This is a genomic window from Streptomyces canus (assembly GCF_030815415.1).
Taxonomy (GTDB): Bacteria; Actinomycetota; Actinomycetes; order Streptomycetales; family Streptomycetaceae; genus Streptomyces; species Streptomyces canus_F.
Window position 1 is genome coordinate 3,853,944 of the sequence record NZ_JAUSWW010000001.1, and the last position, 22,160, is coordinate 3,876,103.

General features: G+C 69.2%; 20 protein-coding genes. 14 read left to right on the forward strand and 6 right to left on the reverse strand.

Annotation, left to right across the window (positions count from 1 at the left end):
• Positions 1-22 precede the first annotated feature (22 nt).
• Positions 23-1,033 (reverse strand): 4-hydroxy-3-methylbut-2-enyl diphosphate reductase, encoded by a 1,011-nt coding sequence (locus QF037_RS17635; RefSeq protein WP_307026363.1) that lies wholly within the window; start codon positions 1,031-1,033, stop codon positions 23-25.
• 163 nt (positions 1,034-1,196) lie between these two features.
• On the opposite strand from QF037_RS17635, the gene QF037_RS17640 reads away from it, so the two are divergent.
• The 4 genes from QF037_RS17640 to QF037_RS17655 all read left to right on the forward strand — a co-directional run bounded on the left by QF037_RS17640 (position 1,197) and on the right by QF037_RS17655 (position 3,668).
• Positions 1,197-1,361 carry a hypothetical protein gene (locus QF037_RS17640; RefSeq protein WP_373463737.1) on the forward strand — a complete coding sequence of 55 codons (165 nt, stop codon included), beginning with the start codon at positions 1,197-1,199 and terminating at the stop codon, positions 1,359-1,361.
• Between the two features lie 48 nt (positions 1,362-1,409).
• Positions 1,410-2,618 carry an exodeoxyribonuclease VII large subunit gene (xseA, locus tag QF037_RS17645; RefSeq protein ID WP_307026365.1) on the forward strand — a complete coding sequence of 403 codons (1,209 nt, stop codon included), beginning with the start codon at positions 1,410-1,412 and terminating at the stop codon, positions 2,616-2,618.
• Between the two features lie 91 nt (positions 2,619-2,709).
• On the forward strand, positions 2,710-2,943 hold the full coding sequence (locus tag QF037_RS17650) for an exodeoxyribonuclease VII small subunit (RefSeq protein WP_307026367.1): 234 nt from the start codon (positions 2,710-2,712) through the stop codon (positions 2,941-2,943).
• A gap of 134 nt (positions 2,944-3,077) precedes the next feature.
• Positions 3,078-3,668 carry a malonic semialdehyde reductase gene (locus tag QF037_RS17655; protein WP_307026369.1) on the forward strand — a complete coding sequence of 197 codons (591 nt, stop codon included), beginning with the start codon at positions 3,078-3,080 and terminating at the stop codon, positions 3,666-3,668.
• A gap of 87 nt (positions 3,669-3,755) precedes the next feature.
• On the opposite strand, the gene QF037_RS17660 is transcribed toward QF037_RS17655, so the two are convergent.
• Complete coding sequence (locus tag QF037_RS17660; protein WP_307026372.1) at positions 3,756-4,280, reverse strand: DUF4245 domain-containing protein; 525 nt, start codon at positions 4,278-4,280, stop codon at positions 3,756-3,758.
• Between the two features lie 128 nt (positions 4,281-4,408).
• Between QF037_RS17660 and glpX the strand changes: the two genes are divergently transcribed.
• Entirely contained in the window at positions 4,409-5,443 is a 1,035-nt protein-coding gene (glpX, locus tag QF037_RS17665) for a class II fructose-bisphosphatase (protein ID WP_307026374.1), read from the forward strand.
• Between the two features lie 183 nt (positions 5,444-5,626).
• Here the strand turns inward: glpX and QF037_RS17670 are convergent, their stop codons facing one another.
• Positions 5,627-6,001 (reverse strand): WhiB family transcriptional regulator, encoded by a 375-nt coding sequence (locus QF037_RS17670; protein ID WP_307026377.1) that lies wholly within the window; start codon positions 5,999-6,001, stop codon positions 5,627-5,629.
• Between the two features lie 163 nt (positions 6,002-6,164).
• A complete protein-coding gene (locus QF037_RS17675; RefSeq protein WP_307026379.1) occupies positions 6,165-6,848 on the reverse strand; it encodes a DUF1707 SHOCT-like domain-containing protein in 684 nt (227 codons plus the stop codon).
• A gap of 155 nt (positions 6,849-7,003) precedes the next feature.
• Between QF037_RS17675 and QF037_RS17680 the strand changes: the two genes are divergently transcribed.
• Positions 7,004-8,671, forward strand: coding sequence for a fumarate hydratase (locus tag QF037_RS17680; protein WP_307026381.1), 1,668 nt, complete (start codon positions 7,004-7,006; stop codon positions 8,669-8,671).
• 86 nt (positions 8,672-8,757) lie between these two features.
• On the opposite strand, the gene QF037_RS17685 is transcribed toward QF037_RS17680, so the two are convergent.
• Positions 8,758-10,032, reverse strand: coding sequence for an acyltransferase family protein (locus tag QF037_RS17685; RefSeq protein WP_307026383.1), 1,275 nt, complete (start codon positions 10,030-10,032; stop codon positions 8,758-8,760).
• Positions 10,033-10,241: 209 nt separating this feature from the next.
• Here QF037_RS17685 and QF037_RS17690 point away from each other — a divergent pair, with 209 nt between their 5' ends.
• The 3 genes from QF037_RS17690 to QF037_RS17700 all read left to right on the forward strand — a co-directional run bounded on the left by QF037_RS17690 (position 10,242) and on the right by QF037_RS17700 (position 14,733).
• Complete coding sequence (locus QF037_RS17690; RefSeq protein WP_307037216.1) at positions 10,242-11,627, forward strand: class II fumarate hydratase; 1,386 nt, start codon at positions 10,242-10,244, stop codon at positions 11,625-11,627.
• Between the two features lie 72 nt (positions 11,628-11,699).
• Positions 11,700-12,392, forward strand: a complete 693-nt coding sequence (fomD, locus tag QF037_RS17695) for a cytidylyl-2-hydroxypropylphosphonate hydrolase (RefSeq protein ID WP_307026385.1) — start codon at positions 11,700-11,702, stop codon at positions 12,390-12,392.
• Positions 12,393-12,687: 295 nt separating this feature from the next.
• Entirely contained in the window at positions 12,688-14,733 is a 2,046-nt protein-coding gene (locus QF037_RS17700; protein WP_307026387.1) for a SpoIIE family protein phosphatase, read from the forward strand.
• A 45-nt stretch (positions 14,734-14,778) separates the two neighbouring features.
• On the opposite strand, the gene QF037_RS17705 is transcribed toward QF037_RS17700, so the two are convergent.
• Positions 14,779-17,073 (reverse strand): transglycosylase domain-containing protein, encoded by a 2,295-nt coding sequence (locus QF037_RS17705; RefSeq protein ID WP_307026389.1) that lies wholly within the window; start codon positions 17,071-17,073, stop codon positions 14,779-14,781.
• A 259-nt stretch (positions 17,074-17,332) separates the two neighbouring features.
• Between QF037_RS17705 and QF037_RS17710 the strand changes: the two genes are divergently transcribed.
• The 5 genes from QF037_RS17710 to QF037_RS17730 all read left to right on the forward strand — a co-directional run bounded on the left by QF037_RS17710 (position 17,333) and on the right by QF037_RS17730 (position 22,143).
• A complete protein-coding gene (locus QF037_RS17710) occupies positions 17,333-18,265 on the forward strand; it encodes an SPFH domain-containing protein (RefSeq protein ID WP_307026391.1) in 933 nt (310 codons plus the stop codon).
• On the forward strand, positions 18,262-18,495 hold the full coding sequence (locus tag QF037_RS17715; RefSeq protein WP_307026393.1) for a hypothetical protein: 234 nt from the start codon (positions 18,262-18,264) through the stop codon (positions 18,493-18,495). Before QF037_RS17710 ends, QF037_RS17715 begins: the two co-directional genes overlap by 4 nt.
• Positions 18,496-18,611: 116 nt before the next feature.
• Positions 18,612-19,136, forward strand: coding sequence for a PadR family transcriptional regulator (locus QF037_RS17720; protein ID WP_266822519.1), 525 nt, complete (start codon positions 18,612-18,614; stop codon positions 19,134-19,136).
• The gene (locus QF037_RS17725; RefSeq protein WP_307026397.1) at positions 19,133-19,819 is read left to right on the forward strand and encodes an ABC transporter ATP-binding protein; all 687 of its coding nucleotides are present in this window, start codon (positions 19,133-19,135) and stop codon (positions 19,817-19,819) included. The genes QF037_RS17720 and QF037_RS17725 overlap by 4 nt, the downstream gene beginning before the upstream one ends.
• A complete protein-coding gene (locus tag QF037_RS17730; RefSeq protein WP_307026399.1) occupies positions 19,816-22,143 on the forward strand; it encodes an ABC transporter permease in 2,328 nt (775 codons plus the stop codon). The genes QF037_RS17725 and QF037_RS17730 overlap by 4 nt, the downstream gene beginning before the upstream one ends.
• The last annotated feature ends 17 nt before the right edge of the window (positions 22,144-22,160 follow it).

Genomic DNA, 22,160 nt, shown 5'->3' on the forward strand with positions numbered 1-22,160 from the left:
CGTTACGACGGGCGACCGACAGTCACTCCTTCGAGGTGCCCGTACGCTCCGCGACCAGCGCCGCGGCCTCCTCGCGCAGATCGCGGCGGAGCTCCTTGGGCAGCGAGAAGGTGATGGACTCCTCGGCCGCCTTGACGAGCTCGACATCGCCGAAGCCACGCTGGGAGAGGTACTCCAGGACCTCCTCGACGAGGACCTCGGGCACGGAGGCACCGGAGGTGACGCCGACCGTGGTGACGCCTTCCAGCCAGGCCTCGTCGATCTCGTCGGCGAAGTCCACGAGGTAGGCCTCGCGGGCGCCGGCCAGCTTGGCGACCTCGACGAGTCGCACGGAGTTGGAGGAGTTGCGGGAGCCGACCACGATGACGAGTTCGGCCTCGGCGCCCATCTGCTTCACCGCGAGCTGACGGTTCTGCGTGGCGTAGCAGATGTCGTCGCTGGGCGGGGAGATGAGCTGCGGGAACTTCTCCTTGAGGGCGTCGACGGTCTCCATGGTCTCGTCGACGGAGAGCGTGGTCTGGGAGAGCCAGACGATCTTCGACTCGTCACGGACCTCGACCTTGGCGACGTCCTCGGGGCCGTCGACGATCGTGATGTGGTCGGGGGCCTCGCCGGAGGTGCCGATGACCTCCTCGTGGCCCTCGTGCCCGATCAGGAGGATGTCGTAGTCCTCATTGGCGAAGCGGACGGCTTCCTTGTGGACCTTGGTGACCAGCGGGCAGGTCGCGTCGATGGTGGCGAGCCTGCCGCGCGCGGCCTCCTCGTGGACGACGGGCGCGACGCCGTGCGCGGAGAACATGACGATGTTCCCCTCCGGGACCTCCTCCGTCCGCTCGACGAAGATGGCGCCCTTCTTCTCCAGGGTCTGCACGACGTACTTGTTGTGGACGATCTCGTGTCGAACGTACACCGGAGCGCCGTACTGCTCCAGGGCTTTCTCGACGGCGATCACGGCGCGGTCCACACCCGCGCAGTAGCCCCGGGGGGCGGCGAGCAGGACACGGCGGCCAGACGAAGCAGTCATGCGTCCCATCGTAAGGCCGCGCCGGACGGGTCGAAGATCGCGTCGTTGGCGAGACTGGCCGGGAAGTGTGAAGGGCGGGGAACCCGCGACGGCAGTCGACGGATGAAGCAGCGGAGAAGGGGCCGAAGGGCTTCCTCAGAAGGGTGGTGGTGGGAGACGGGCGGGCGGTGCGGTGAGCTGGTGGCGGCATGTGCTGGTGCCGGTGGCCGGCGCGGCCATCACCGTCGCGGTGATCGTGGAGGCGTCGGGGGCGGCACAGGTGGTGGGGACGGTGTGGTTCGTGATCGGACTCGCGGTCCTGCTGGGGCAGCGGGGGCGGACGGAGGCCGCACGGTGACCGGTGGACGTGGGCCGCGTTGTCACAACCGGCCACTACGCTCGGCGCATGGCTCTCAACACGTCCGCGGAAACGCCGCTGCCCGTCGGTGAGGTCTCCCGGCTGATCGGGGGATGGATCGACCGGCTCGGTGCCGTCTGGGTGGAGGGGCAGATCACTCAGCTGTCCCGGCGGCCCGGTGCCGGTGTGGTGTTTCTGACGTTGCGTGATCCGTCGTACGACATCTCGGTGAGCGTCACCTGTTTTCGGCAGGTGTTCGACGACGTCGCCGATGTGGTGAGCGAGGGTGCGCGGGTCGTCGTGCTCGCCAAGCCGGAGTGGTACGCGCCGCGGGGGCAGCTGTCGTTGCGGGCCGCGGAGATAAGGCCGGTGGGGGTCGGGGAACTGCTCGCGCGGCTTGAGCAGTTGAAGAAGTCGCTCGCCGCCGAGGGGCTGTTCGCGTCCGAGCGCAAGAAGGCGCTGCCTTTCCTGCCGCAGCTCGTCGGGCTGGTGTGCGGGCGGGCGTCCGCGGCCGAGCGGGACGTGCTGGAGAACGCCCGGCACCGCTGGCCCGCCGTGCGCTTCGAGGTGCGCAACGTCGCCGTGCAGGGCGTGCACGCGGTGCCGCAGGTGGTGCAGGCGGTCAAGGAGCTCGACGAGAACGACGACGTCGACGTGATCATCGTGGCCCGGGGCGGGGGCAGCGTGGAGGATCTGCTGCCCTTCTCCGACGAGCAGTTGGTGCGTACCGTCGCCGCCTGCCGTACGCCCGTCGTCTCCGCCATCGGGCACGAGCCGGACAACCCGCTCCTGGACCATGTCGCCGACGTGCGCGCCTCCACCCCGACCGACGCCGCCAAGAAGGTCGTACCGGACGTGGGCGAGGAGTACGAGCGCGTGCGGCTGCTGCGGGACCGGGCGCGGCGGTGCGTCGAGGCGTTCATCGAGCGGGAGGAGCGCGGGCTCGCCCAGGCGCTCGCCCGGCCGTCGATAGAGGATCCGCACCGGATGATCGACGAGCGCGCCGATCACGTGGCCGCGCTCGTGGAGCGGTCGCGTCGCACCCTCGGCCATCTCCTCGACCGCGCCGACTCCGAACTCACGCACACGCACGCACGCGTGGTGGCCCTTTCCCCCGCCGCGACCCTGAAGCGGGGGTACGCGGTGCTGCAGAGGGCCGACGGGCATGTCGTGCGGGACCCGGAGGAGGTCACCGCCGACGAGGTGCTGCGGGCGCGGGTGTCCGAGGGTGAGTTCACGGTGATCCGGGCCGAATGAGCGACGCGGGCCCCCTGCGGTCCGGCCGGGGGTCCGGGGGTTGCCCCCGGGGAAGCACAGCAGTGTCCGAGTCGATGCTTAGGGTGGGCGCATGACCAGCAAGGTGGATGAGGCGCTCGGGTACGAGCAGGCGCGGGACGAGCTGATCGACGTCGTACGACGCCTTGAGGCCGGTGGTACGACGTTGGAGGAGTCCCTCGCGCTCTGGGAGCGGGGCGAGGAGCTGGCCAAGGTGTGCCGGCGGTGGCTGGACGGGGCGCGGGCGCGGCTGGACGCGGCCCTCGCCGAGGGGGAGACGGCGGAGGAAGAGGCCGGCTCCGAGTAACGGACTTCGGTGATCTGTGAAGCGGGTCACCACGCTCCGGTTTTTGTTGAAGGTTCAACCTATGCCGCGTACAGTCATATGTGTCAGCCGATCCGGAACCCGGATCCGACGTACGTCCCCGAGAAGGTTCACGCATGTCTCTCGTCCTTGACCCCACCGCCCAGGACCTGCTGTTCCGCGAGGCCCGCACGGCGAACACCTTCACCGACGAGCCGGTGACCGACGAGCAGGTGCAGGCGATCTACGACCTGGTCAAGTTCGGCCCGACCGCCTTCAACCAGACCCCGCTGCGCATCACCCTGGTCCGCTCCCCCGAGGCCCGTGAGCGTCTGGTGCGGCACATGGCCGAGGGCAACCAGCCCAAGACGTCCACCGCCCCGCTGGTCGCGATCTTCTCCGCGGACAACGAGTTCCACGAGGAACTGCCCACGCTGCTCCCGCACTTCCCGCAGGCCAAGGACCTCTTCTTCAGCGAGCGCCCGGCCCGCGAGAGCGCTGCCGCGCTGAACGCCGCCCTCCAGGCCGCCTACTTCATCATCGGCGTCCGCGCCGCCGGTCTGGCCGCCGGCCCGATGACCGGCGTCGACTTCGAGGGCGTCCGCAAGGAGTTCCTCGACGGCGACCACACCCCGCTGATGGTCGTCAACATCGGCGAGCCGGGCGAGGACGCCTCCTACCCGCGCTCCCCGCGCCTCGCCTACGACGAGGTCGTCACCACGGTCTGAGCGACCCGGACACAGGAGAAGGGCCCCCGGTTCCGGGGGCCCTTCTCCTGTGTCCGCATGTGCCGGGCGCCTCGCGCCTCGGGGCGCTCACTCCGACGTGAGCGCCTTCACCATCCGCGTCAGCTCGGCGTGCGAGCCCGCGCCCGCCACCACGGTCGTCGCGCCGTCGGCCTGGTGGACGAGCGCGTCGTAGCGACCGCCGGTGTAGCGCGTCCAGGTCCGGCCGCCGATCTCCTCGGTGGTGTCCGTCTTCTCGCCGCCCTGGCTGGCCTCGTCGATGAACTCGGCGGCCGGCTCATGGGTCGACTGCTCGATCTGTACGTAGCCGTCGCCGGGGGTGTGGAAACCCAGGTGCCAGGCGTCGGAGTCCGCGCCGTCGTACCGCACGGAGGTGGCCTTCCAGGTGGCGGGCAGACCCGTCGGCGCCAGCACGGGGTAGGGCGCCGCGCGCCGGGCCGTGAGCAGCTCGACGCGGTAGTCGACCCGCTTGACCTCCTGCGGAGAGTCGTCGTGCGGGATGAAGAGGTAGATGACCCCCGCCATGAGACTGATCAGGCCCAGGGAGAGAACCATGTCCCGGACCGTCTTCTGCTTGCCGCTCGAACCTGCCACCGCTCTATCGTCGCAGGTGCCCTGGTCCGCTCATCCGTGGGGTCCCCTGCTCATTTTGTCTGCCTGACGATAGAGTTCGACGGCATCACCCTCATCCGGCCGTCGTCGTATCAGAAAGGTGCGCTCCGATGACCGAGCATCATCATCTGCCCTCCGAGCTCGAAGTACCCTCCGAGGCCCCCGACCGCAACCTCGCCCTGGAACTCGTCCGGGTGACCGAAGCCGCGGCCATGGCCGCGGGCCGCTGGGTCGGTCGCGGCGACAAGAACGGCGCCGACGGTGTCGCGGTGCGCGCCATGCGGACCCTCGTCTCCACCGTGTCGATGAACGGCGTGGTCGTCATCGGCGAGGGCGAGAAGGACGAGGCCCCGATGCTCTTCAACGGGGAGCGCGTCGGCGACGGGACCGGGCCCGAGTGCGACATCGCCGTCGACCCGATCGACGGCACCACCCTGGCCGCCAAGGGCATGCCGAACGCGATCTCCGTACTCGCGGCCGCGGACCGCGGGTCGATGTTCGACCCGTCCGCCGTGTTCTACATGGACAAGCTGGTCACCGGCCCCGACGCCGCGGACTTCGTCGACATCAACGCGCCCGTGTCCGTGAACATCCGGCGGGTCGCGAAGGCGAAGCGGTCCACCCCGGAGGACGTGACCGTCGTCATCCTCGACCGGCCCCGGCACGAGGGGATCATTCAGGAGATCCGCGAGGCGGGTGCGCGCATCAAGCTGATCTCCGACGGTGACGTGGCGGGCTCCATCTACGCGCTGCGCGAAGGCACCGGCGTCGACATGCTGCTGGGCATCGGCGGTACGCCGGAGGGCATCATCTCCGCCTGCGCCGTGAAGTGTCTCGGCGGCACCATCCAGGGCAAGCTGTGGCCCAAGGACGCGGAGGAGCGGCAGCGGGCGATCGACGCGGGGCACGATCTGGACCGGGTGCTGACCACCGACGACCTGGTGTCGGGCGAGAACGTGTTCTTCGTCGCGACGGGGATCACCGACGGTGAGTTGCTGCGGGGTGTGCGGTACCGGTCGGAGACCGCGACGACCGACTCGATCGTGATGCGGTCGAAGTCGGGGACGGTGCGGCGGATCGACTCCGAGCACCGGTTGAGCAAGCTGCGGGCTTACAGCGCGATTGACTTCGATCGCGCCAAATAGCGCCGGATAGCTCGGGGGGCGTGGTGCGTTGGCGGCTGCGGGTGCTTCGTGGCTTGTCGCGCCCCGCGGCGGAGCCGCATATCGATACAGCCCCGCACCCCTGGGGGCATTCAGTCCCCCTGATGGAAAAGTAAAGGGCGCTCCCGGTGCGGTGGGGGCGCCTCTTTACATGTCCTGCGGCGGTCAGCCCGCCTGCGCTATGCGGGAGGTTCCGGCCGCCTTCTTCAGTTCCATGTCGCGGCGCCTGCGGCGGGCCAGGACCACGCGGCGTTCTGCCGCGGTGAGGCCGCCCCAGACGCCGTAGGGCTCGGGTTGCAGGAGTGCGTGTTCGCGGCACTCGACCATGACCGGGCAGCGGGCGCAGACCCGCTTCGCGGCCTCCTCACGGGAGAGCCGGGCGGCGGTGGGTTCCTTCGAGGGCGCGAAGAACAGGCCGGCCTCGTCGCGCCGGCACACCGCCTCGGTGTGCCAAGGCGCGTCTTGGTCCCTGTCTCGCACTGGCACCCGCTGAGCCGGAACGGCAGCTACCTGCAGGGACGAATGCGGCGGTTGCAGCACGGTCTACTCCTGACGACGGCTTCGCGAGCGAGCGACGATGCAGCAAGGCCTACCCGCTGTGCGCGTGCCTATGCACTGAGTTCCGAACCGCTGGATTCCGGGTGGTCCCGTGCTGGGGTGTGAGTGGAAGCGATCGTTTCGCACGCGGCCCGATTCACAACCGTCAACGGTCCAGATGCTTGCGCAAACTCTTGTCGACCTTGTGCTGCACCCGATCGAGAATGTCCGCAACGAGCTTGCCCCGCCGGGGCCGCCCCTCGATGTTGCCGAGCACGGCCCACCCGTCGACGTAGACCACGGGCGCCTCGGGGTCGTCCGAATCCAGGGTGTGCACCTCGAAGTTGCCCAGAACCCCGCCGCCGGTGCCGCGCAGCGACACATTCTCCGGGACCCGGACCTCGACGTTGCCGAAGACCGAGATCGCCTTGATCACGACCTGCTGGTACTCGAACAGGGCCTCGCTGAGGTCTATTTCGACACTGCCGAAGATCGCGTACGCGTGGATACGGCGGCACGCGCGCCAGCGTCCCTTGCGGACGGCGCTGCTGAACACCGCCACCACGTTCTCGTCGGGCTCGATCGGGACGGCGCCGACCGTGGGGCGGTTGGGGGCGGCGGCCGGTGTCGTGCGCCGCCGGTGGGCGGCGGGCAGGTCCTGGATGAAGGCGTCCAGCTCACCGACCGTCTTAGCGGCCAGCACGCCCTCGACGCGCTCGGCGTGCTCGTCCGCGGTGAGACGGCCCTCGGCCAGCGCCTCGCGCAGGATGTCGGCGATGCGGTCGCGGTCGGCGTCGGAGGCGCGCAGGTCGGTGGTGGCAGCGGGCGAAGTCTGCTTCTCAAGGTCCACGGCAGCAGCGTACCCAAACGCGATAGATCGCGACTAGGCCTGTGGACAACCAACTGAGCCTTACCTCACAAGCTTCGGGCCTCGGGCAGGTTCTACGCTGGTGAGGCTCGCCAACGGAGGCGGGTCGCCGTCTGCCGAGTGAGGAATGGGCTGAGATGCCTGAGTTCGCGTACACCGATCTGCTCCCCATGGGAGAGGACACCACCCCCTACCGGCTGGTGACCTCCGAGGGTGTCTCCACCTTCGAGGCCGACGGGCGCACGTTCCTCAAGGTCGAGCCCGAGGCGCTGCGCAAGCTCGCCGAAGAGGCCATCCACGACATCCAGCACTACCTGCGCCCCGCGCACCTGGCGCAGCTGCGGCGCATCATCGACGACCCCGAGGCGTCGGGCAACGACAAGTTCGTCGCCCTCGACCTGCTGAAGAACGCGAACATCGCGGCGGCGGGCGTCCTCCCGATGTGCCAGGACACCGGTACGGCGATCGTCATGGGCAAGCGCGGGCAGAACGTCCTGACGGAGGGCGGTGACGAGTCGGCGCTGTCGAAGGGCATCTACGACGCGTACCTGAACCTCAACCTGCGCTACTCGCAGATGGCCCCGCTGACCATGTGGGACGAGAAGAACACCGGCTCCAACCTCCCCGCGCAGATCGAGCTGTACGCGACCGACGGCGGCGCCTACAAGTTCCTCTTCATGGCCAAGGGCGGTGGCTCGGCCAACAAGTCCTTCCTCTACCAGGAGACGAAGGCCGTCCTGAACGAGGCCTCCATGATGAAGTTCCTGGAGGAGAAGATCCGTTCGCTCGGTACGGCCGCCTGTCCGCCGTACCACCTGGCGATCGTGGTCGGCGGCACGTCGGCCGAGTACGCGCTGAAGACCGCGAAGTACGCCTCCGCGCACTACCTCGACGAGATCCCCGCCGAGGGCTCGGAGCTGGGCCACGGCTTCCGGGACAAGGAACTGGAGGAGAAGGTCTTCGAGCTGACGCAGAAGATCGGCATCGGCGCGCAGTTCGGCGGCAAGTACTTCTGCCACGACGTGCGCGTGGTGCGCCTTCCGCGGCACGGTGCGTCCTGCCCTGTCGCGATCGCCGTGTCCTGCTCCGCGGACCGGCAGGCCGTCGCGAAGATCACCGCCGAGGGTGTGTTCTTGGAGCAGCTGGAGACGGACCCGGCGCGGTTCCTGCCGGAGACGACCGACGAGCACCTCGACGAGGCCGGTGACGTCGTTCGCATCGACCTGAACCAGCCGATGGAGTCGATCCTCGCCGAGCTGACGAAGTACCCGGTGAAGACCCGGCTGTCGCTCTCCGGTCCCCTGGTCGTGGCCCGTGACATCGCGCACGCCAAGATCAAGGAACGCCTCGACGCGGGCGAGGAGATGCCGCAGTACCTCAAGGACCACCCGGTGTACTACGCCGGTCCCGCGAAGACGCCCGAGGGCTACGCGTCCGGCTCTTTCGGGCCGACGACGGCCGGACGTATGGACTCCTACGTCGAGCAGTTCCAGGCGGCGGGCGGCTCCAAGGTGATGCTGGCGAAGGGCAACCGGTCCGCGCAGGTCACCAACGCGTGTGACGCGCACGGTGGCTTCTACCTCGGTTCCATCGGTGGCCCGGCCGCCCGGCTCGCGCAGGACTGCATCAAGAAGGTCGAGGTCGTCGAGTACGAGGAGCTCGGCATGGAGGCGGTCTGGAAGATCGAGGTCGAGGACTTCCCGGCGTTCATCGTGGTGGACGACAAGGGCAACGACTTCTTCCAGGACCCGGCGCCTGCGCCGACGTTCACGTCGATCCCGGTGCGGGGTCCGGGCCTGGGCTGACCCGGCAGCGACAGCCACGGCGAGCCCCTGGCGAGTTGCCGGGGGCTCTGTCGTTCTCCTCGGCACCCACGGACCAGGAGCAGCACTTACAGGTCCCCGTGGGGCCGCTCTCCGAGCGGTGCTGAGGGGAGGTAAGCATCGCGAGGAAGGCTCCCGCGCCGCGGCTGGGAAGCGGCTGCGGATGTGGGGCGGTCCTTTCCCGCACTGACTCGCGGCAGGGCGACGTGACCCGGAGCAGGCAGTGGCTCCCTGCCCTTCCCCGTCAGACGGCGCGTCAGCCACCGTCGCGCCGGTGTCTCGAACCTGTCCGTCAGGACAAGGCCCCCTGCCACCAGCATCGCCATGAAGACGAATCCGCCCCATGGGGCAAAGGATTCCAACCGCTGGCCGGAGAATTGCAGGACGACAGCATAGAGAAGGGCTGCCAGCGGGCGGTGCAGCACGTACGCGCAGTAGGACGCCTTGCCCAGTGATTCGTAGACGCGTTGGGTGCCGGATCGTGGCTCGCTCCTCGCACCGAGCAGGACAACGAGCGGGAACACAAGCAGTACGGACAGGAGCTGCCCGGTCGGACCGGGCCTGAGGAACGCCATGGCCGGCAGTACACCCATCAACACCAGCGGCGGGATTCGGGGCGTACGCAACGTGTCTCGCAGGCGGTAGATCAACAGGCCGGCGGCGAAGGAGTAGCCCACTCGCGCGAGTCCTCCGGGAAAGTTGACCCATGTCAGACCCAACGCGGGGGTTTCCCAGTACATCAACGCCCATGAATAGAATCCGCCGCACACCACGACCGTGGCGGCAAGGAATCTGACGGACTGAAGCGGGCGCCAGAACACCGCCCACACCAGATTCGCCATGAGTTCGAAGAAGATCGACCACATCGGGCCGTTGAAGGGAAAAGCGTGGGACAGCGGCGCGGGCAACATGAACACGGCAAACGGAAGCGCGATGAGCAGTTCGCTCCAAGTCCACGCCACAGTTGGCGAATCGTACAGAATGCACATCGCCTGGTGCACGATCCCCAAGAGGAGCCCCACGCCATAGAGGGGATAAAGTCGCACCCAGCGCTGACGAAGGAAGGCCAGAGGAGTCATCCCCTGAAGGAAACGATCCTCATAGGCATGAGCAAGCACAAAGCCGCTCAGTACGAAGAAAAGATCGACAGCCAAACCCAGGAATCCCGGCATCGGTCCGAACAGTCGCGGGGAATGCAGGGCGACGATACACAGGGCCGCAACACCGCGAATGCCGTGGAGGGTCCGGTAGTTCTTTACTGGCATCGGCGGGCTGCCCCTCAGGGAAAAACGACATGACGTGCTCGCAATTGCGACGGCGGCGGCCACTTTAGCCTCGAACACCGGGTTATTATCGGCGACTGACGGCCGAGGCGCGGTTTCCTTGAAGCAATCAACGCACGAGGCTCCCGAGCCGTTGCGGGGCGTGCTCGAAGTCTCAACTCGCCGACACAGGAGATGCACGGCCGTCATGAGACCTGGGTCACATGACAACGGCACCCGAGTGGCCGAGCGCCCGGAACATCCCCGGCGTCCCGTTCGCTGTACCGGGCATGAGTGAATACCGCATCGAGCACGACTCCATGGGCGAGGTCCCGGTCCCCGTCGACGCCAAGTGGCGGGCGCAGACTCAGCGGGCCGTGGAGAACTTCCCGATCTCCGGGCAGCGCATCGAACGCGCCCACATCGAGGCGCTGGCACGAATCAAGGGCGCCGCGGCGAAGGTGAACGCCGACCTCGGTGTGCTTGACAAGGACATCGCCGACGCGATTCAGGAGGCGGCGGCCGAAGTCGCCGAGGGGCGGTGGGACGAGCACTTCCCGGTGGACGTGTTCCAGACCGGGTCCGGGACCTCGTCCAACATGAACGCCAACGAGGTCATCGCCTCGCTCGCCGGTGAGCGGCTCGGCAGGGGCGTACACCCGAATGATCATGTGAACGCCTCGCAGTCGTCCAACGACGTGTTTCCGTCGTCGATTCACATCGCCGCCACCGCCGCCGTCACCCGTGATCTGATCCCCGCCCTCGATCACCTCGCCGACTCCCTCGGCCGTAAGTCCGAGGAGTTCGCCGACGTCGTGAAGTCGGGGCGTACGCATCTCATGGACGCCACCCCGGTGACCCTGGGGCAGGAATTCGGCGGGTACGCGGCCCAGATGCGGTACGGCGTCGAGCGGCTGCACGCCTCCCTCCCCCGTCTCGCCGAGCTCCCGCTGGGCGGTACCGCCGTCGGCACCGGCATCAACACCCCGCCCGGCTTCTCCGCCGCCGTCATCGAGGAGGTGGCCCGCGTCACCGGGCTGCCGCTGACCGAGGCGCGCGACCACTTCGAGGCGCAGGGGGCCCGGGACGGGATCGTGGAGACGAGCGGGCAGCTCAGGACCATCGCCGTCGGGCTGACGAAGATCGCGAACGATCTGCGGTGGATGGCCTCCGGGCCGCGCACCGGGCTCGCCGAGATCTCCCTCCCCGATCTTCAGCCCGGGTCCTCGATCATGCCCGGCAAGGTCAACCCGGTCATCCCCGAGGCCGTCCTCATGGTCGCGGCCCAGGTCGTCGGCAATGACGCCACCGTCGCCACCGCCGGGGCCGCCGGCAACTTCGAGCTCAACGTCATGCTGCCGGTCATCGCCAAGAACGTACTGGAGTCGATCCGGCTGCTCGCCAACGTCTCCCGGCTCCTCGCCGACCGGACCGTCGACGGGATCGTCGCGCACCGCGAACGCGCCCGCGAGTACGCCGAGTCGTCACCCTCCGTGGTCACGCCGCTGAACAAGTACATCGGGTACGAGGAGGCCGCCAAGGTCGCCAAGAGGGCGCTCGCGGAGCGGAAGACCATTCGTCAGGTCGTCGTGGAAGGCGGGTACATCGAGCGAGGCGACCTCACCGTCGAACAGCTCGACGAAGCGCTGGATGTCCTGCGCATGACGCGTCCGTAACCATTGGCGCCCCGGACGCGAACCGTGACGCGCACCGCAGCGTCGTATGGCCATGGCACCTAATATCTGTTCATGGCAGACGGTGGAGCGGTGAGAGCGGCGGAAGCGGGTAGAACGACGTCCTTCTGGAAGCCCGGGAGTCAGATCCTGTGGCGGTACCGGGAGAACGGCGCCGCGCGTATTCACATCGCACGCCCTGTGACCGTCGTCCGGGACGACCACGATCTGCTGGCCGTGTGGATGGCGCCCGGCACCGAGTGTGTGAAGCCCGTCCTCGCCGACGGCACCTCGGTGCACGCGGAGCCGCTGGAGACCCGGTACACCAAGCCGCGGACCGTGCAGCGCGACCGCTGGTTCGGCACCGGTGTGCTGAAGCTGGCGCGGCCGGGCGAGCCGTGGTCGGTGTGGCTGTTCTGGGAGCCGGGCTGGCTGTTCAAGAACTGGTACGTGAACCTGGAGGAGCCGCTGGCCCGTTGGGACGGCGGGGTGGACTCCGAGGACCACTTCCTGGACATCTCCGTGCACCCGGACCGCAGTTGGCACTGGCGGGACGAGGACGAGTTCGCGCAGGCCCAGCGGGACGGGCTGATGGACGCGGCGCAGGCCGAACAGGTGCGTCGGGCCGGGCGTTCGGCGGTGGAGGTGATCCGCTCCTGGGGGTCCCCGTACTCGGACGGCTGGCAGCACTGGCGCCCGGATCCGTCCTGGTCGGTACCGTTGCTGCCGGATGACTGGGACCGCACGCCCGCGCACATGTCCTCATGAGACCCTTGATGCGCCCCCGGGCAACAAACGTAGGATCGTCCTCCGCAAGAGCGCGCGACGGCAACCACCGGAGCGTGCATCGAGCTTGACCATTCGTCACCGAGGGGCGGCAGGACGTGAGCGAGGGGTACGAGGGCAACACCGGTACGGAGGCCAGACGCTCCGCCGGTGGCACAGGAACATCCTCTGACCACGCGGGAATTCCGTTCCTGGGGCACGTATACCGGGTATCGGCATTTCGGCGGGACGAACTGAGCGCACGGCGCGCAGCCACCGACGGACGGATTCGACACGCGTGACGGAGCAGCCCACCTCCTTCGAGCGCCCCCAGCCGGGCGCCGACCCCGCGGACCCTCGCGGGGCGCTCCTGCGTGCCTCCACGCCCCCGCACAGCGCCTTACCGGCACAAGCCCGGGCCGGCGAGACGCCGCCCCCGGGGGCCGACATCGCGGCACCGGTGCCCGGCGGCGATCCCGAGCACTCGCAGCCCACCCTGGCCGCCGAGCCGGACACCCACCGTCCACGACCGGCGCCCGAGGGCATCTCCGCCCCGTCGGAAGCCGCGGCCGACGGTCCTGAGCGGCGGACCGGACAGAGTCAGGCGCTCGGCCGGCCCACGCCGATGCGGCGGGACGGCGACCGGCTGCGGTTCGTGGGTGCCGCGACCCGGCGGATCGCCCGTGGCATCGACCTCGACGAGATCGTGATGGGGCTGTGCCGGGCGACCGTGCCGACCTTCTCGGACGCGATCCTGGTCTATCTGCGCGACCCGCTGCCGGTCGGCGACGAGCGGCCCACCGGCCCGCTGGTGCTGCGGCTGCGCCGCACCGACCGGATACCGGAGGAACGGGACACCGAGGGCGGTTTCACCGTGCCCGCGCCCCAGCCGGAGCCGACCGAGCTGACCGAACTGTCGGCCGTCACCGCCGAACTGTGCGAGGTGCGCACCGGCGGCGCGCTCGCCGAGGTGCTGCGGGGCGTACGCCCCGTCTTCACGGACTCTCCGGCGGCCCGCGCCGCGCTGCCGGAACTCCTCGGCGAGGGCGGTGAGTCGATCGTCCCCGGCGGCCGGCGCGCCATCCTCGCCCCGCTGCGCGGCCGGCGCCGGGTCATCGGCGCCGCGCTGTTCCTGCGCCGCCCGGATCGCATCGCCTTCGAGCCGGACGACCTCCTGGTCGCCGCCCAGCTCGCCACGCACAGCGCGCTCGGCATCGACAAGGCCGTGCTGTACGGCCGTGAGGCGTACATCGCCGACGAACTCCAGCGCACCATGCTGCCGGAGACGCTCCCGCGGCCGACGGGGGTCCGGCTGGCCTCGCGCTACCTCCCGGCCGCCGAGACCGCCCGCGTCGGCGGCGACTGGTACGACGCGATCCCCCTGCCGGGCAGCCGGGTCGCGCTGGTCGTCGGTGACGTCATGGGCCACTCCATGACCTCGGCCGCGATCATGGGCCAGCTGCGGACGACGGCCCAGACGCTCGCCGGTCTCGACCTGCCGCCGCAGGAGGTGCTGCACCACCTGGACGAGCAGGCCCAGCGGCTCGGCACAGACCGCATGGCGACCTGCCTCTACGCCGTCTACGACCCGGTGTCTCATCGCATCACCATCGCCAACGCCGGCCATCCGCCACCCGTCCTGCTCCACCTGGGCGGCCGGGCGGAGGTGCTGCGGGTGCCGCCGGGCGCGCCGATCGGTGTCGGCGGCGTCGACTTCGAAGCGGTGGAGCTGGACGCCCCGGCCGGAGCGACCCTGCTCCTGTACACCGACGGGCTGGTCGAATCGCGCCTGCGGGACGTGTGGAGCGGCATAGAGCAACTGCGCGAGAAGCTCGCCGCGACCGCGCAGTTGACCGGGCCGGATCATCCGCCGCCGCTGGAGGCGCTGTGCGACGAGGTGCTCGACATGCTCGGACCGGGCGACCGGGACGACGACATCGCGCTGCTCGCCGCCCGCTTCGAGGGGATCGCGCCCAGTGATGTGGCGTACTGGTTCCTGGAGCCGGAGGACGCGGCACCGGGGCGTGCCCGGCGGCTGGCCCGACGTGCCCTGTCCCGCTGGGGGCTCGAGGACATGTCCGACTCGGTGGAGCTGCTCGTCAGCGAGGTCGTGACCAACGCCGTGCGGTACGCCTCGCGGCCGGTGACGTTGCGGTTGCTGCGGACCGATGTGCTGCGCTGCGAAGTCGGCGACGACGTGCCTCAGCTGCCGCGGCTGCGGCAGGCCCGGGCCACCGATGAGGGCGGGCGGGGTCTGTACCTGGTCAACAAGCTGGCGCGCCGGTGGGGAGCGACCCGGCTGAGCACCGGCAAGGTCGTCTGGTTCGAGTTGAACCGAAGCTGAGAGGACGAAGGGCGCCCGGCGGCTGCCGGGCGCCCTTCGTGCTGCCTACTGACCGTCCCCGGGGTCCACCGGGTCCTCCGGAATGCCGTCCGTCGGTGGTGTCGGCGTCGGAGTCGGCGTGGGTGTCGGGGTCGGCGTCGGGGTGGGGGTCGGCGTCGGCGTGGGGGTCGGCGTGGGTGTCGGGGTCGGAGTCGGCGTCGGGGTGGGGGTCGGCGTCGGCGTGGGGGTCGGTGTCGGGGTCGGAGTCCACGTCGGCTCGACCGCCGCGCCCTGGTCGGTGTCCAGGTCGAACTCGGCGGACGTGGACGTCACACCGAACATGTACGCCGCCCAGATCTGCGCCGGGAAGCCACCGCCGTTGACGCGCTCGAAGCCGCCCGCGTTGTACATCTTGGCCTGGGCCTTGGTCTTGTAGTCCTCGCCGAACAGACCCACCGAGGTGACCAGGTCCGGGGTGTAGCCCGTGAACCAGGCCGACTTGTTGTCGTCGGACGTACCCGTCTTGCCCGCGACCTCCTGGCCGTCGCGCTTGGGGTTGTCACGGACGGACGTCTTGGCCGTACCGTCGTCGACCACTCCGGTCAGGATCGAGGTCACCGTGTCGGCAGTCACGCGGCTGATGACCTGCTCGCCGATCGGGTCGGGCATCTCGACCTCGCTGCCGTTGCGCTCGGCCGACTTGATGATGGTCGGGGTGACCTTCTTGCCATGGTTGTCGAGGGTGGCGTAGACCCCGGCCATCTGGATCGGGCTCGCGCCCATCGTGCCCAGGGTGTAGGCGGGCAGCGCCTTCAGGCCCTCGGTGCCCATGCCGAGGTCGGCGGCGGTCTTGAGGACCTTGTCCATGCCGACGTCGACGCCCATCTGCGCGAAGACGGAGTTGATGGACTTGTTCATCGCCGTCTGGACGGTGACGTCGCCGTAGTCCTGGTCATCCTCGTTCTCCGGGGCGAAGGCGATGTCGCTGCCCTCGACGGGACGCTTGCTGGTGCCGTCGTAGACCGTGCTCGCGGTGATCTTCTTGTCGTCCTGGGTCACCGCGCCGTTCTCCAGGGCGGCGGCCAGGATGACCGGCTTGAACGTCGACGCGGGCTGGTAGTCGGTGCGGTTGGCGTTGCTGAAGAAGTGCGTGGTGTAGTCCTCGCCGCCGTACAGGGCGACGATCTTCCCGGTCTTCGGGTCGACGGAGGCGGCGCCGGCCTGGATGTTCTTGTCGACCTTGCGCTTGTCCGGGTCCAGCTTGTCGGTCAGCTGGGCCTTGACGGCCTTCTCCAGCTGCGCCTGCTTCTTCTTGTCGATGTTCAGGGTGATGGTCCAGCCACCCCGGTCGTACTGGGCCTCCGCCTCGTCCTGGGTGAGGCCGTCCTTGCTCATCAGCTGCTTCACGAGCTGTTGCTTGGCGAGCTTGACGAAGTAGCCCTTCTGCCCCTTGAGCCCGGACTCGGCCTTGGGCTCCTTGGGGATCGGGAACTTCATCTCCGCGCGCTTGGAGGCGTCCAGCCAGCCTTCCTCGACCATGTTGTCCAGGACGTAGTTCCAGCGCTGCTTGACCAGCTTCTTGCTGAAGTCCGAGGCGACCGCCCAGTCGTACTGGCTCGGCGCCTGGAGCAGCGCGGCGAGGTAGGCGCCCTGCTCGACGCTCAGGTCCTCGGCGTCGACGCGGTAGTAGGCCTGCGCGGCGGCCTGGATGCCGTAGGCGGTACGGCCGTAGTAGCTGGTGTTGATGTAGCCCGCGAGGATCTCGTCCTTGGACTTCTGGCGGTCCACCTTGAGCGAGATCACCAGCTCGCGGAGCTTGCGGGTGACCGTCTGGTCCTGGGTGAGGTAGTAGTTCTTGACGTACTGCTGGGTGATCGTCGAACCGCCCTGCTTGCCCTTGCCGGACAGCGTGTTGAGCAGACCGCGGGCGGTGCCCTTCAGGTCGACGCCGGAGTCCTGGTAGAAGGACTTGTTCTCGGCGGCGACAAAGGTGAGCTGGACCTTCTTGGGGATCTTGGCGAGGTCGACGGTCTCGCGGTTCACCTTGCCGTCCCGGACCAGGACGTCGCCGTTGCTGTACTTGATGGTGTTGCTCTGGAGCTCGGCCTGCGCGTTCCCCTCGGGGACCTGCACCATCATGTACAGGACGATGAAGGCGCCGATGCCGAGCAGGCAGAAGCCGAGGAACGTGCCGAGGATCTTCTTCCAGGTGAAGATCCGGCGTATGAGGCTCTTGTCGCCGCTGCCGGAAGCCCGGGTCGAAGCGCCGGTCGAAGCGCTGGCCGCCCTCGACGAACGGCCCTTGGGCGCGGCGCGGTGACCGCCGCGCTGTCGCGCTCGTCTTTCTTCCGCTCGTCCCATGGGTCCGTTCTGCTCCGCTTCGCTCGTGTGTGCGCATCTGTCACACAGGTTCGCCGCTCAGGTCAGCTCAGAAAGCTAACACCGGGAGATGTGACAAAGGGCGGCCGATCCGGTCTTTTACGGACGTGACAATCAGCACCCGTTCCTTACGGAACTGACGAGCGAGGGGTGTGAAGGGTTGCGTTCGAGGGTAAAAGTGATATCACTTAGATAGGTCAGAGCTAGCCGTACGAGCACTTCGAGAACCGGGGGACCAACCATGACCACCCACGACGACACCACCGTCGACGTACCCGACATGCCCGCTCCACGGGTGCGGGAGTTCACCGCCCACAGCATCGGCGGCGGGCTCGCCCTGCTTCTCGGGCTGCTCGGACTGTTCGCGGGCGCCGGAATGATTGCGGGCGCTACGGCGGTCTCGGCGACCGGCGGGAAGGCCGCGCTGATCGTCGGCGGGATCCTGGTCGGCCTCGCCGCGTTCCTCGCCATGTGCGGGCTGAACACGGTGGCGCCGGGCGAGGCGCGGGTCGTGCAGCTCTTCGGGCGCTACAAGGGGACGATCCGGCAGGACGGGCTGCGCTGGGTGAACCCCTTCACCTCGCGCACCAAGATCTCGACGCGGGTGCGCAACCACGAGACGGCCGTCCTGAAGGTCAACGACGCCTACGGCAACCCGATCGAGCTCGCCGCGGTCGTGGTGTGGCGGATCGAGGACACCGCGCAGGCCACCTTCGAGGTGGACGACTACATCGAGTTCGTCTCCACCCAGACCGAGGCGGCCGTGCGGCACATCGCCATCGAGTACCCCTACGACGCCCACGAGGAGAGCGGCCTCTCCCTGCGCGGCAACGCCGAGGAGATCACCGAGAAGCTCGCCCTCGAACTGCACGCGCGCGTGGAGGCGGCCGGCGTCGAGATCATCGAGTCCCGCTTCACCCACCTCGCCTACGCTCCCGAGATCGCCTCGGCGATGCTCCAGCGGCAGCAGGCCGGGGCGATCGTCGCGGCGCGGCGGCAGATCGTGGACGGGGCGGTCGGGATGGTCGAGGCGGCGCTCGCCCGGATCAGCGAGCAGGGCATCGTGGAGCTGGACGACGAGCGCAAGGCGGCGATGGTGTCGAACCTGATGGTGGTGCTGTGCGGGGACCGCGCGGCACAGCCCGTCCTGAACACGGGGACCCTCTACCAGTGACGGAGGAGTCCGCGCCCAAGCGGCGGCCGCAGCAGCGCAAGCAGGTGCTGCTGCGGCTGGACCCGTCGGTGTACGAGGCGCTGGCCCGGTGGGCCGGGGACGAGCTGCGTTCGGCGAACGCGCAGATCGAGTTCCTGTTGCGCACGGCCCTGGCGGACGCCGGGCGACTTCCGGGCGAGGCCGGGCCAATCCCGCGCCGGGGGCGGCCACCGGCGGATCCGGAGGCCTGAGATCCGTGTAGCAGAACCGTGACAATCGGCCCTCACCTGCGGTTCGGCACCCGTCCACGCTCTCTACACACTCGACGTATACATGCCGTGTATACGCCGCGTGTACAGTCCTCCGCATGTCCATCGGTCACACCCTTTTGGGACTCCTGGAGTCCGGGCCCCGCCACGGCTACGACCTGAAGCGGGCCTTCGACGAGAAGTTCGGTCACGACCGGCCCCTGCACTACGGCCAGGTCTATTCGACGATGTCGCGCCTGCTGAAGAACGGGCTCGTCGAGGTCGACGGCATCGAGGCCGGCGGCGGGCCCGAGCGCAAGCGGTACGCGATCACCGAGGCCGGCATCACCGACGTACAGCGATGGCTGGCCACGCCGGAGAAGCCCGAGCCGTATCTGCAGTCGACGCTGTACACGAAGGTCGTCCTCGCGTTGCTCACGCACCGCGACGCCGCCGACATCCTCGACACGCAGCGCTCGGAGCATCTGCGCATGATGCGGATCCTCACCGACCGGAAGCGGAAGGGGGACCTCGCCGATCAGCTGATCTGCGACCACGCCCTGTTCCATCTCGAAGCAGATCTGCGCTGGCTGGAACTGACCGCCGCGCGTCTCGACAAGCTCGCACAGGTGGTGGCCGAATGACTCCCGCTGGTTCCCTGCTCGTGGCCGACGACCTGCGCAAGGCGTACGGCCCGACCCTGGCGCTCGACGGCGCCCAGTTCTCCATCCACCCGGGCGAGGTCGTCGCCGTGATGGGCCCCTCCGGGTCCGGCAAGTCCACGCTGCTGCACTGTCTCGCCGGGATCGTGACGCCCGACTCGGGCTCGATCATGTACGGCGGGCGCGAGATGGCGACGATGAACGACGCCCAGCGCAGCGAGCTGCGGCGCTCCCAGTTCGGGTTCGTCTTCCAGTTCGGTCAGCTCGTCCCCGAGCTGACCTGTGTGGAGAACGTCGCCCTGCCGCTGCGGCTCAACGGCACCTCCCGCAAGGAGGCCGAGCGGACCGCCCTGACGTGGATGGAGCGGCTGGAGGTCGACGACCTGAAGAAGAAGCGGCCGGGCGAGGTCTCCGGCGGGCAGGGGCAACGTGTCGCCGTGGCACGGTCGTTGGTGACCGGCCCGCGCGTGCTGTTCGCCGACGAGCCCACCGGCGCGCTCGACTCGCTCAACGGCGAGCGGGTGATGGAGCTGCTCACCGAGGCCGCGCGGTCCACCAACGCGGCCGTCGTACTGGTCACGCACGAGGCGCGGGTGGCGGCCTACTCCGACCGCGAGATCGTCGTACGGGACGGGAAGTCCCGGGACATGGAGCGAGTCGTATGAAGCAGTGGACGCGGGACCTCGGTATGGGGGTCAGGTTCGCGTTCGCCGGGGGACGTGAGGGCTGGGTCCGGGTCGCCCTGACGGCCGTCGGGGTGGGGCTCGGGGTGGCGCTGCTGCTGCTGACGACCGCGATCCCGAACGCGATGGCGGCACGCGGCGACCGGGAGGACGCACGGGCCGACTCGGCGTTCAGCGCGACCCCGTTGAAGAAGGCCGACGACACCCTGATCGTCGCCTCCGTCGGCACGACGTACCACGACAAGAACGTGCGAGGGCGGGAGCTGGAGCCCGAAGGGGCGAAGGCGCCACTGCCGCCGGGGGTGCGGAGGTTCCCGGCGGTGGGCGAGATGGTGGTCTCCCCCGCCCTCAAGAAGCTCCTGGAGTCGGACGACGGCAAGCTGCTGCGCGAGCGGCTGCCCGACCGGGTCGTCGGCACCATCGGGGAGAGCGGACTGGTCGGCCCGGCCGAACTCGCCTTCTACCGGGGCGCCGAGGGGCTCGCGGCGCACATGAACAGCTTCCACTCAGAGCGCATCGACAAGTTCGGGAACCCGGACCCGAGCCCGTCGGACCGGATGGACCCGACCCTGCTGCTGTTGATCCTCGTCGTCTTCATCGTGCTGCTGATGCCCGTGGCGGTCTTCATCGCCGCGGCCGTACGGTTCGGCGGGGAGCGGCGGGACCGGCGGCTCGCGGCGCTGCGGCTGGTGGGCTCCGACGCCCGGATGACCCGGCGGATCGCGGCGGGCGAGGCGCTCGCCGGGGCCGCGGTGGGCGTGCTCTTCGGTGCGGCGTTCTTCCTGGGCGCCCGGGAGTTCGTGGGCTCGGTCGAGGTCTTCGACATCAGCGTCTTCCCCAGCTATCTGAACCCGTCGCCGCTGCTGGCCCTGCTGGTGGCCGTCGCGGTTCCGGCGGCAGCCGTGGTCGTCACCCAACTCGCCCTGCGCGGTGTGGTGATCGAGCCGCTCGGTGTGGTGCGGACGGCGAAGCCCGCGCGGCGCCGGCTGTGGTGGCGGCTGCTGCTGCCGGTGGGCGGAATCGCCCTGCTCTACCCGATGATCGGCCAGGGCAACGACGGCGGCGACTTCAACCAGTACCTCGTCACCGGCGGTGTCGTGCTGCTGCTCGTCGGCATCACCGCGCTGCTGCCCTGGATCGTCGAGGCGGTCGTCGCCCGGCTCGGCGCGGGTCCGGTGGCCTGGCAACTGGCCGTGCGCAGGCTCCAGTTGAGCAGCGGTACGGCGGCCCGCATGGTCAACGGCATCGCGGTGGCGGTGGCCGGGGCGATCGCGCTCCAGATGCTGTTCGCGGGCGTCGAGGGCGACTACACCAAGCCCACCGGCAAGGACGTGTCCCGCGCCCAGATGCAGGTGCAGGTGCCGACCGGGGCCTCCCTCTCGGCGGCGCAGGCGAAGTTCGAGGCGACCCGGGGCGTCAAGAGCACCGTCGCGCTGTCGTCGGGGTACCTCGGCGAGAGGCCCAAGGACCCCGAGAAGTGGGCCCAGGTGAACGTCGGCGACTGCGCGTCCCTACGCGTGATGGCGAAGCTGCCCTCGTGCCGGGACGGCGACGTCTTCCTCATCAAGGGCGGCGAGTTCAACTACGAGACCCCCGAACTGGTGAAGCAGGGGCGCACGCTCTGGTTCGACGGGTCCGGCCGCGCCGAGCCGGTGAAGTCGATCGCCTGGCCCGTGCCGAAGAACCTGAAGGAGGCCCAGTCGATCGAGGACCCGACCGGCATGAAGAACGGCGGCCTCCTGATGACACCGAGCGCCCTGCCCGAGGGGGCCGAGAAGACCGTCTCCGGGGACCTCTATCTGCGGCTCGACGAGTCCCTGCCCGGCGCACGGGAGTACGTCCGCAACACGGCGGCGCGCATCGACCCGTACGACGAGCCCATGGTCTGGGTCTCCGAGGCCCGCGACGACACCTACGAGTCCATCCGTACCGGCCTGTTCGTCGGCGCCTCAGCGGTCCTGGCACTGATCGGCGCGAGTCTGCTGGTCTCCCAGCTGGAGCAGCTCCGTGAACGCAAGAAGCTGCTGTCCGCGCTGATCGCCTTCGGCACCAAGCGCTCCACGCTGAGCCTGTCGGTGCTGTGGCAGACGGCGATCCCGGTCGGCCTCGGACTGGTGCTGGCCTCGACGGTGGGGCTGACGCTCGGCGTGGTCCTGCTGAAGATGACGGACACCCCGGTGTCCGTGGACTGGGCGAGCGTGCTGTCGATGACGGGCGCGGGTGCCGCGGTCGTCCTGGTGGTGACGCTGCTCAGTCTGCCGCCGCTGCTGCGGCTGATGCGGCCGGACGGGCTGCGCACGGAGTAGCCGGTACGACGATGAGG

Coding starts and splice junctions, on each gene's coding strand:
- QF037_RS17725 (WP_307026397.1), top strand. CDS start 19,133: ATGACTCCCGCTGGTTCCCTGCTCGTGGCCGACGACCTGCGCAAGGCG.
- QF037_RS17705 (WP_307026389.1), bottom strand. CDS start 17,073: ATGGGACGAGCGGAAGAAAGACGAGCGCGACAGCGCGGCGGTCACCGC.
- QF037_RS17650 (WP_307026367.1), top strand. CDS start 2,710: ATGACCAGCAAGGTGGATGAGGCGCTCGGGTACGAGCAGGCGCGGGAC.
- QF037_RS17730 (WP_307026399.1), top strand. CDS start 19,816: ATGAAGCAGTGGACGCGGGACCTCGGTATGGGGGTCAGGTTCGCGTTC.
- fomD (WP_307026385.1), top strand. CDS start 11,700: ATGGCAGACGGTGGAGCGGTGAGAGCGGCGGAAGCGGGTAGAACGACG.
- QF037_RS17720 (WP_266822519.1), top strand. CDS start 18,612: ATGTCCATCGGTCACACCCTTTTGGGACTCCTGGAGTCCGGGCCCCGC.
- QF037_RS17680 (WP_307026381.1), top strand. CDS start 7,004: ATGCCTGAGTTCGCGTACACCGATCTGCTCCCCATGGGAGAGGACACC.
- xseA (WP_307026365.1), top strand. CDS start 1,410: ATGGCTCTCAACACGTCCGCGGAAACGCCGCTGCCCGTCGGTGAGGTC.
- QF037_RS17690 (WP_307037216.1), top strand. CDS start 10,242: ATGAGTGAATACCGCATCGAGCACGACTCCATGGGCGAGGTCCCGGTC.
- QF037_RS17635 (WP_307026363.1), bottom strand. CDS start 1,033: ATGGGACGCATGACTGCTTCGTCTGGCCGCCGTGTCCTGCTCGCCGCC.
- QF037_RS17655 (WP_307026369.1), top strand. CDS start 3,078: ATGTCTCTCGTCCTTGACCCCACCGCCCAGGACCTGCTGTTCCGCGAG.
- glpX (WP_307026374.1), top strand. CDS start 4,409: ATGACCGAGCATCATCATCTGCCCTCCGAGCTCGAAGTACCCTCCGAG.
- QF037_RS17710 (WP_307026391.1), top strand. CDS start 17,333: ATGACCACCCACGACGACACCACCGTCGACGTACCCGACATGCCCGCT.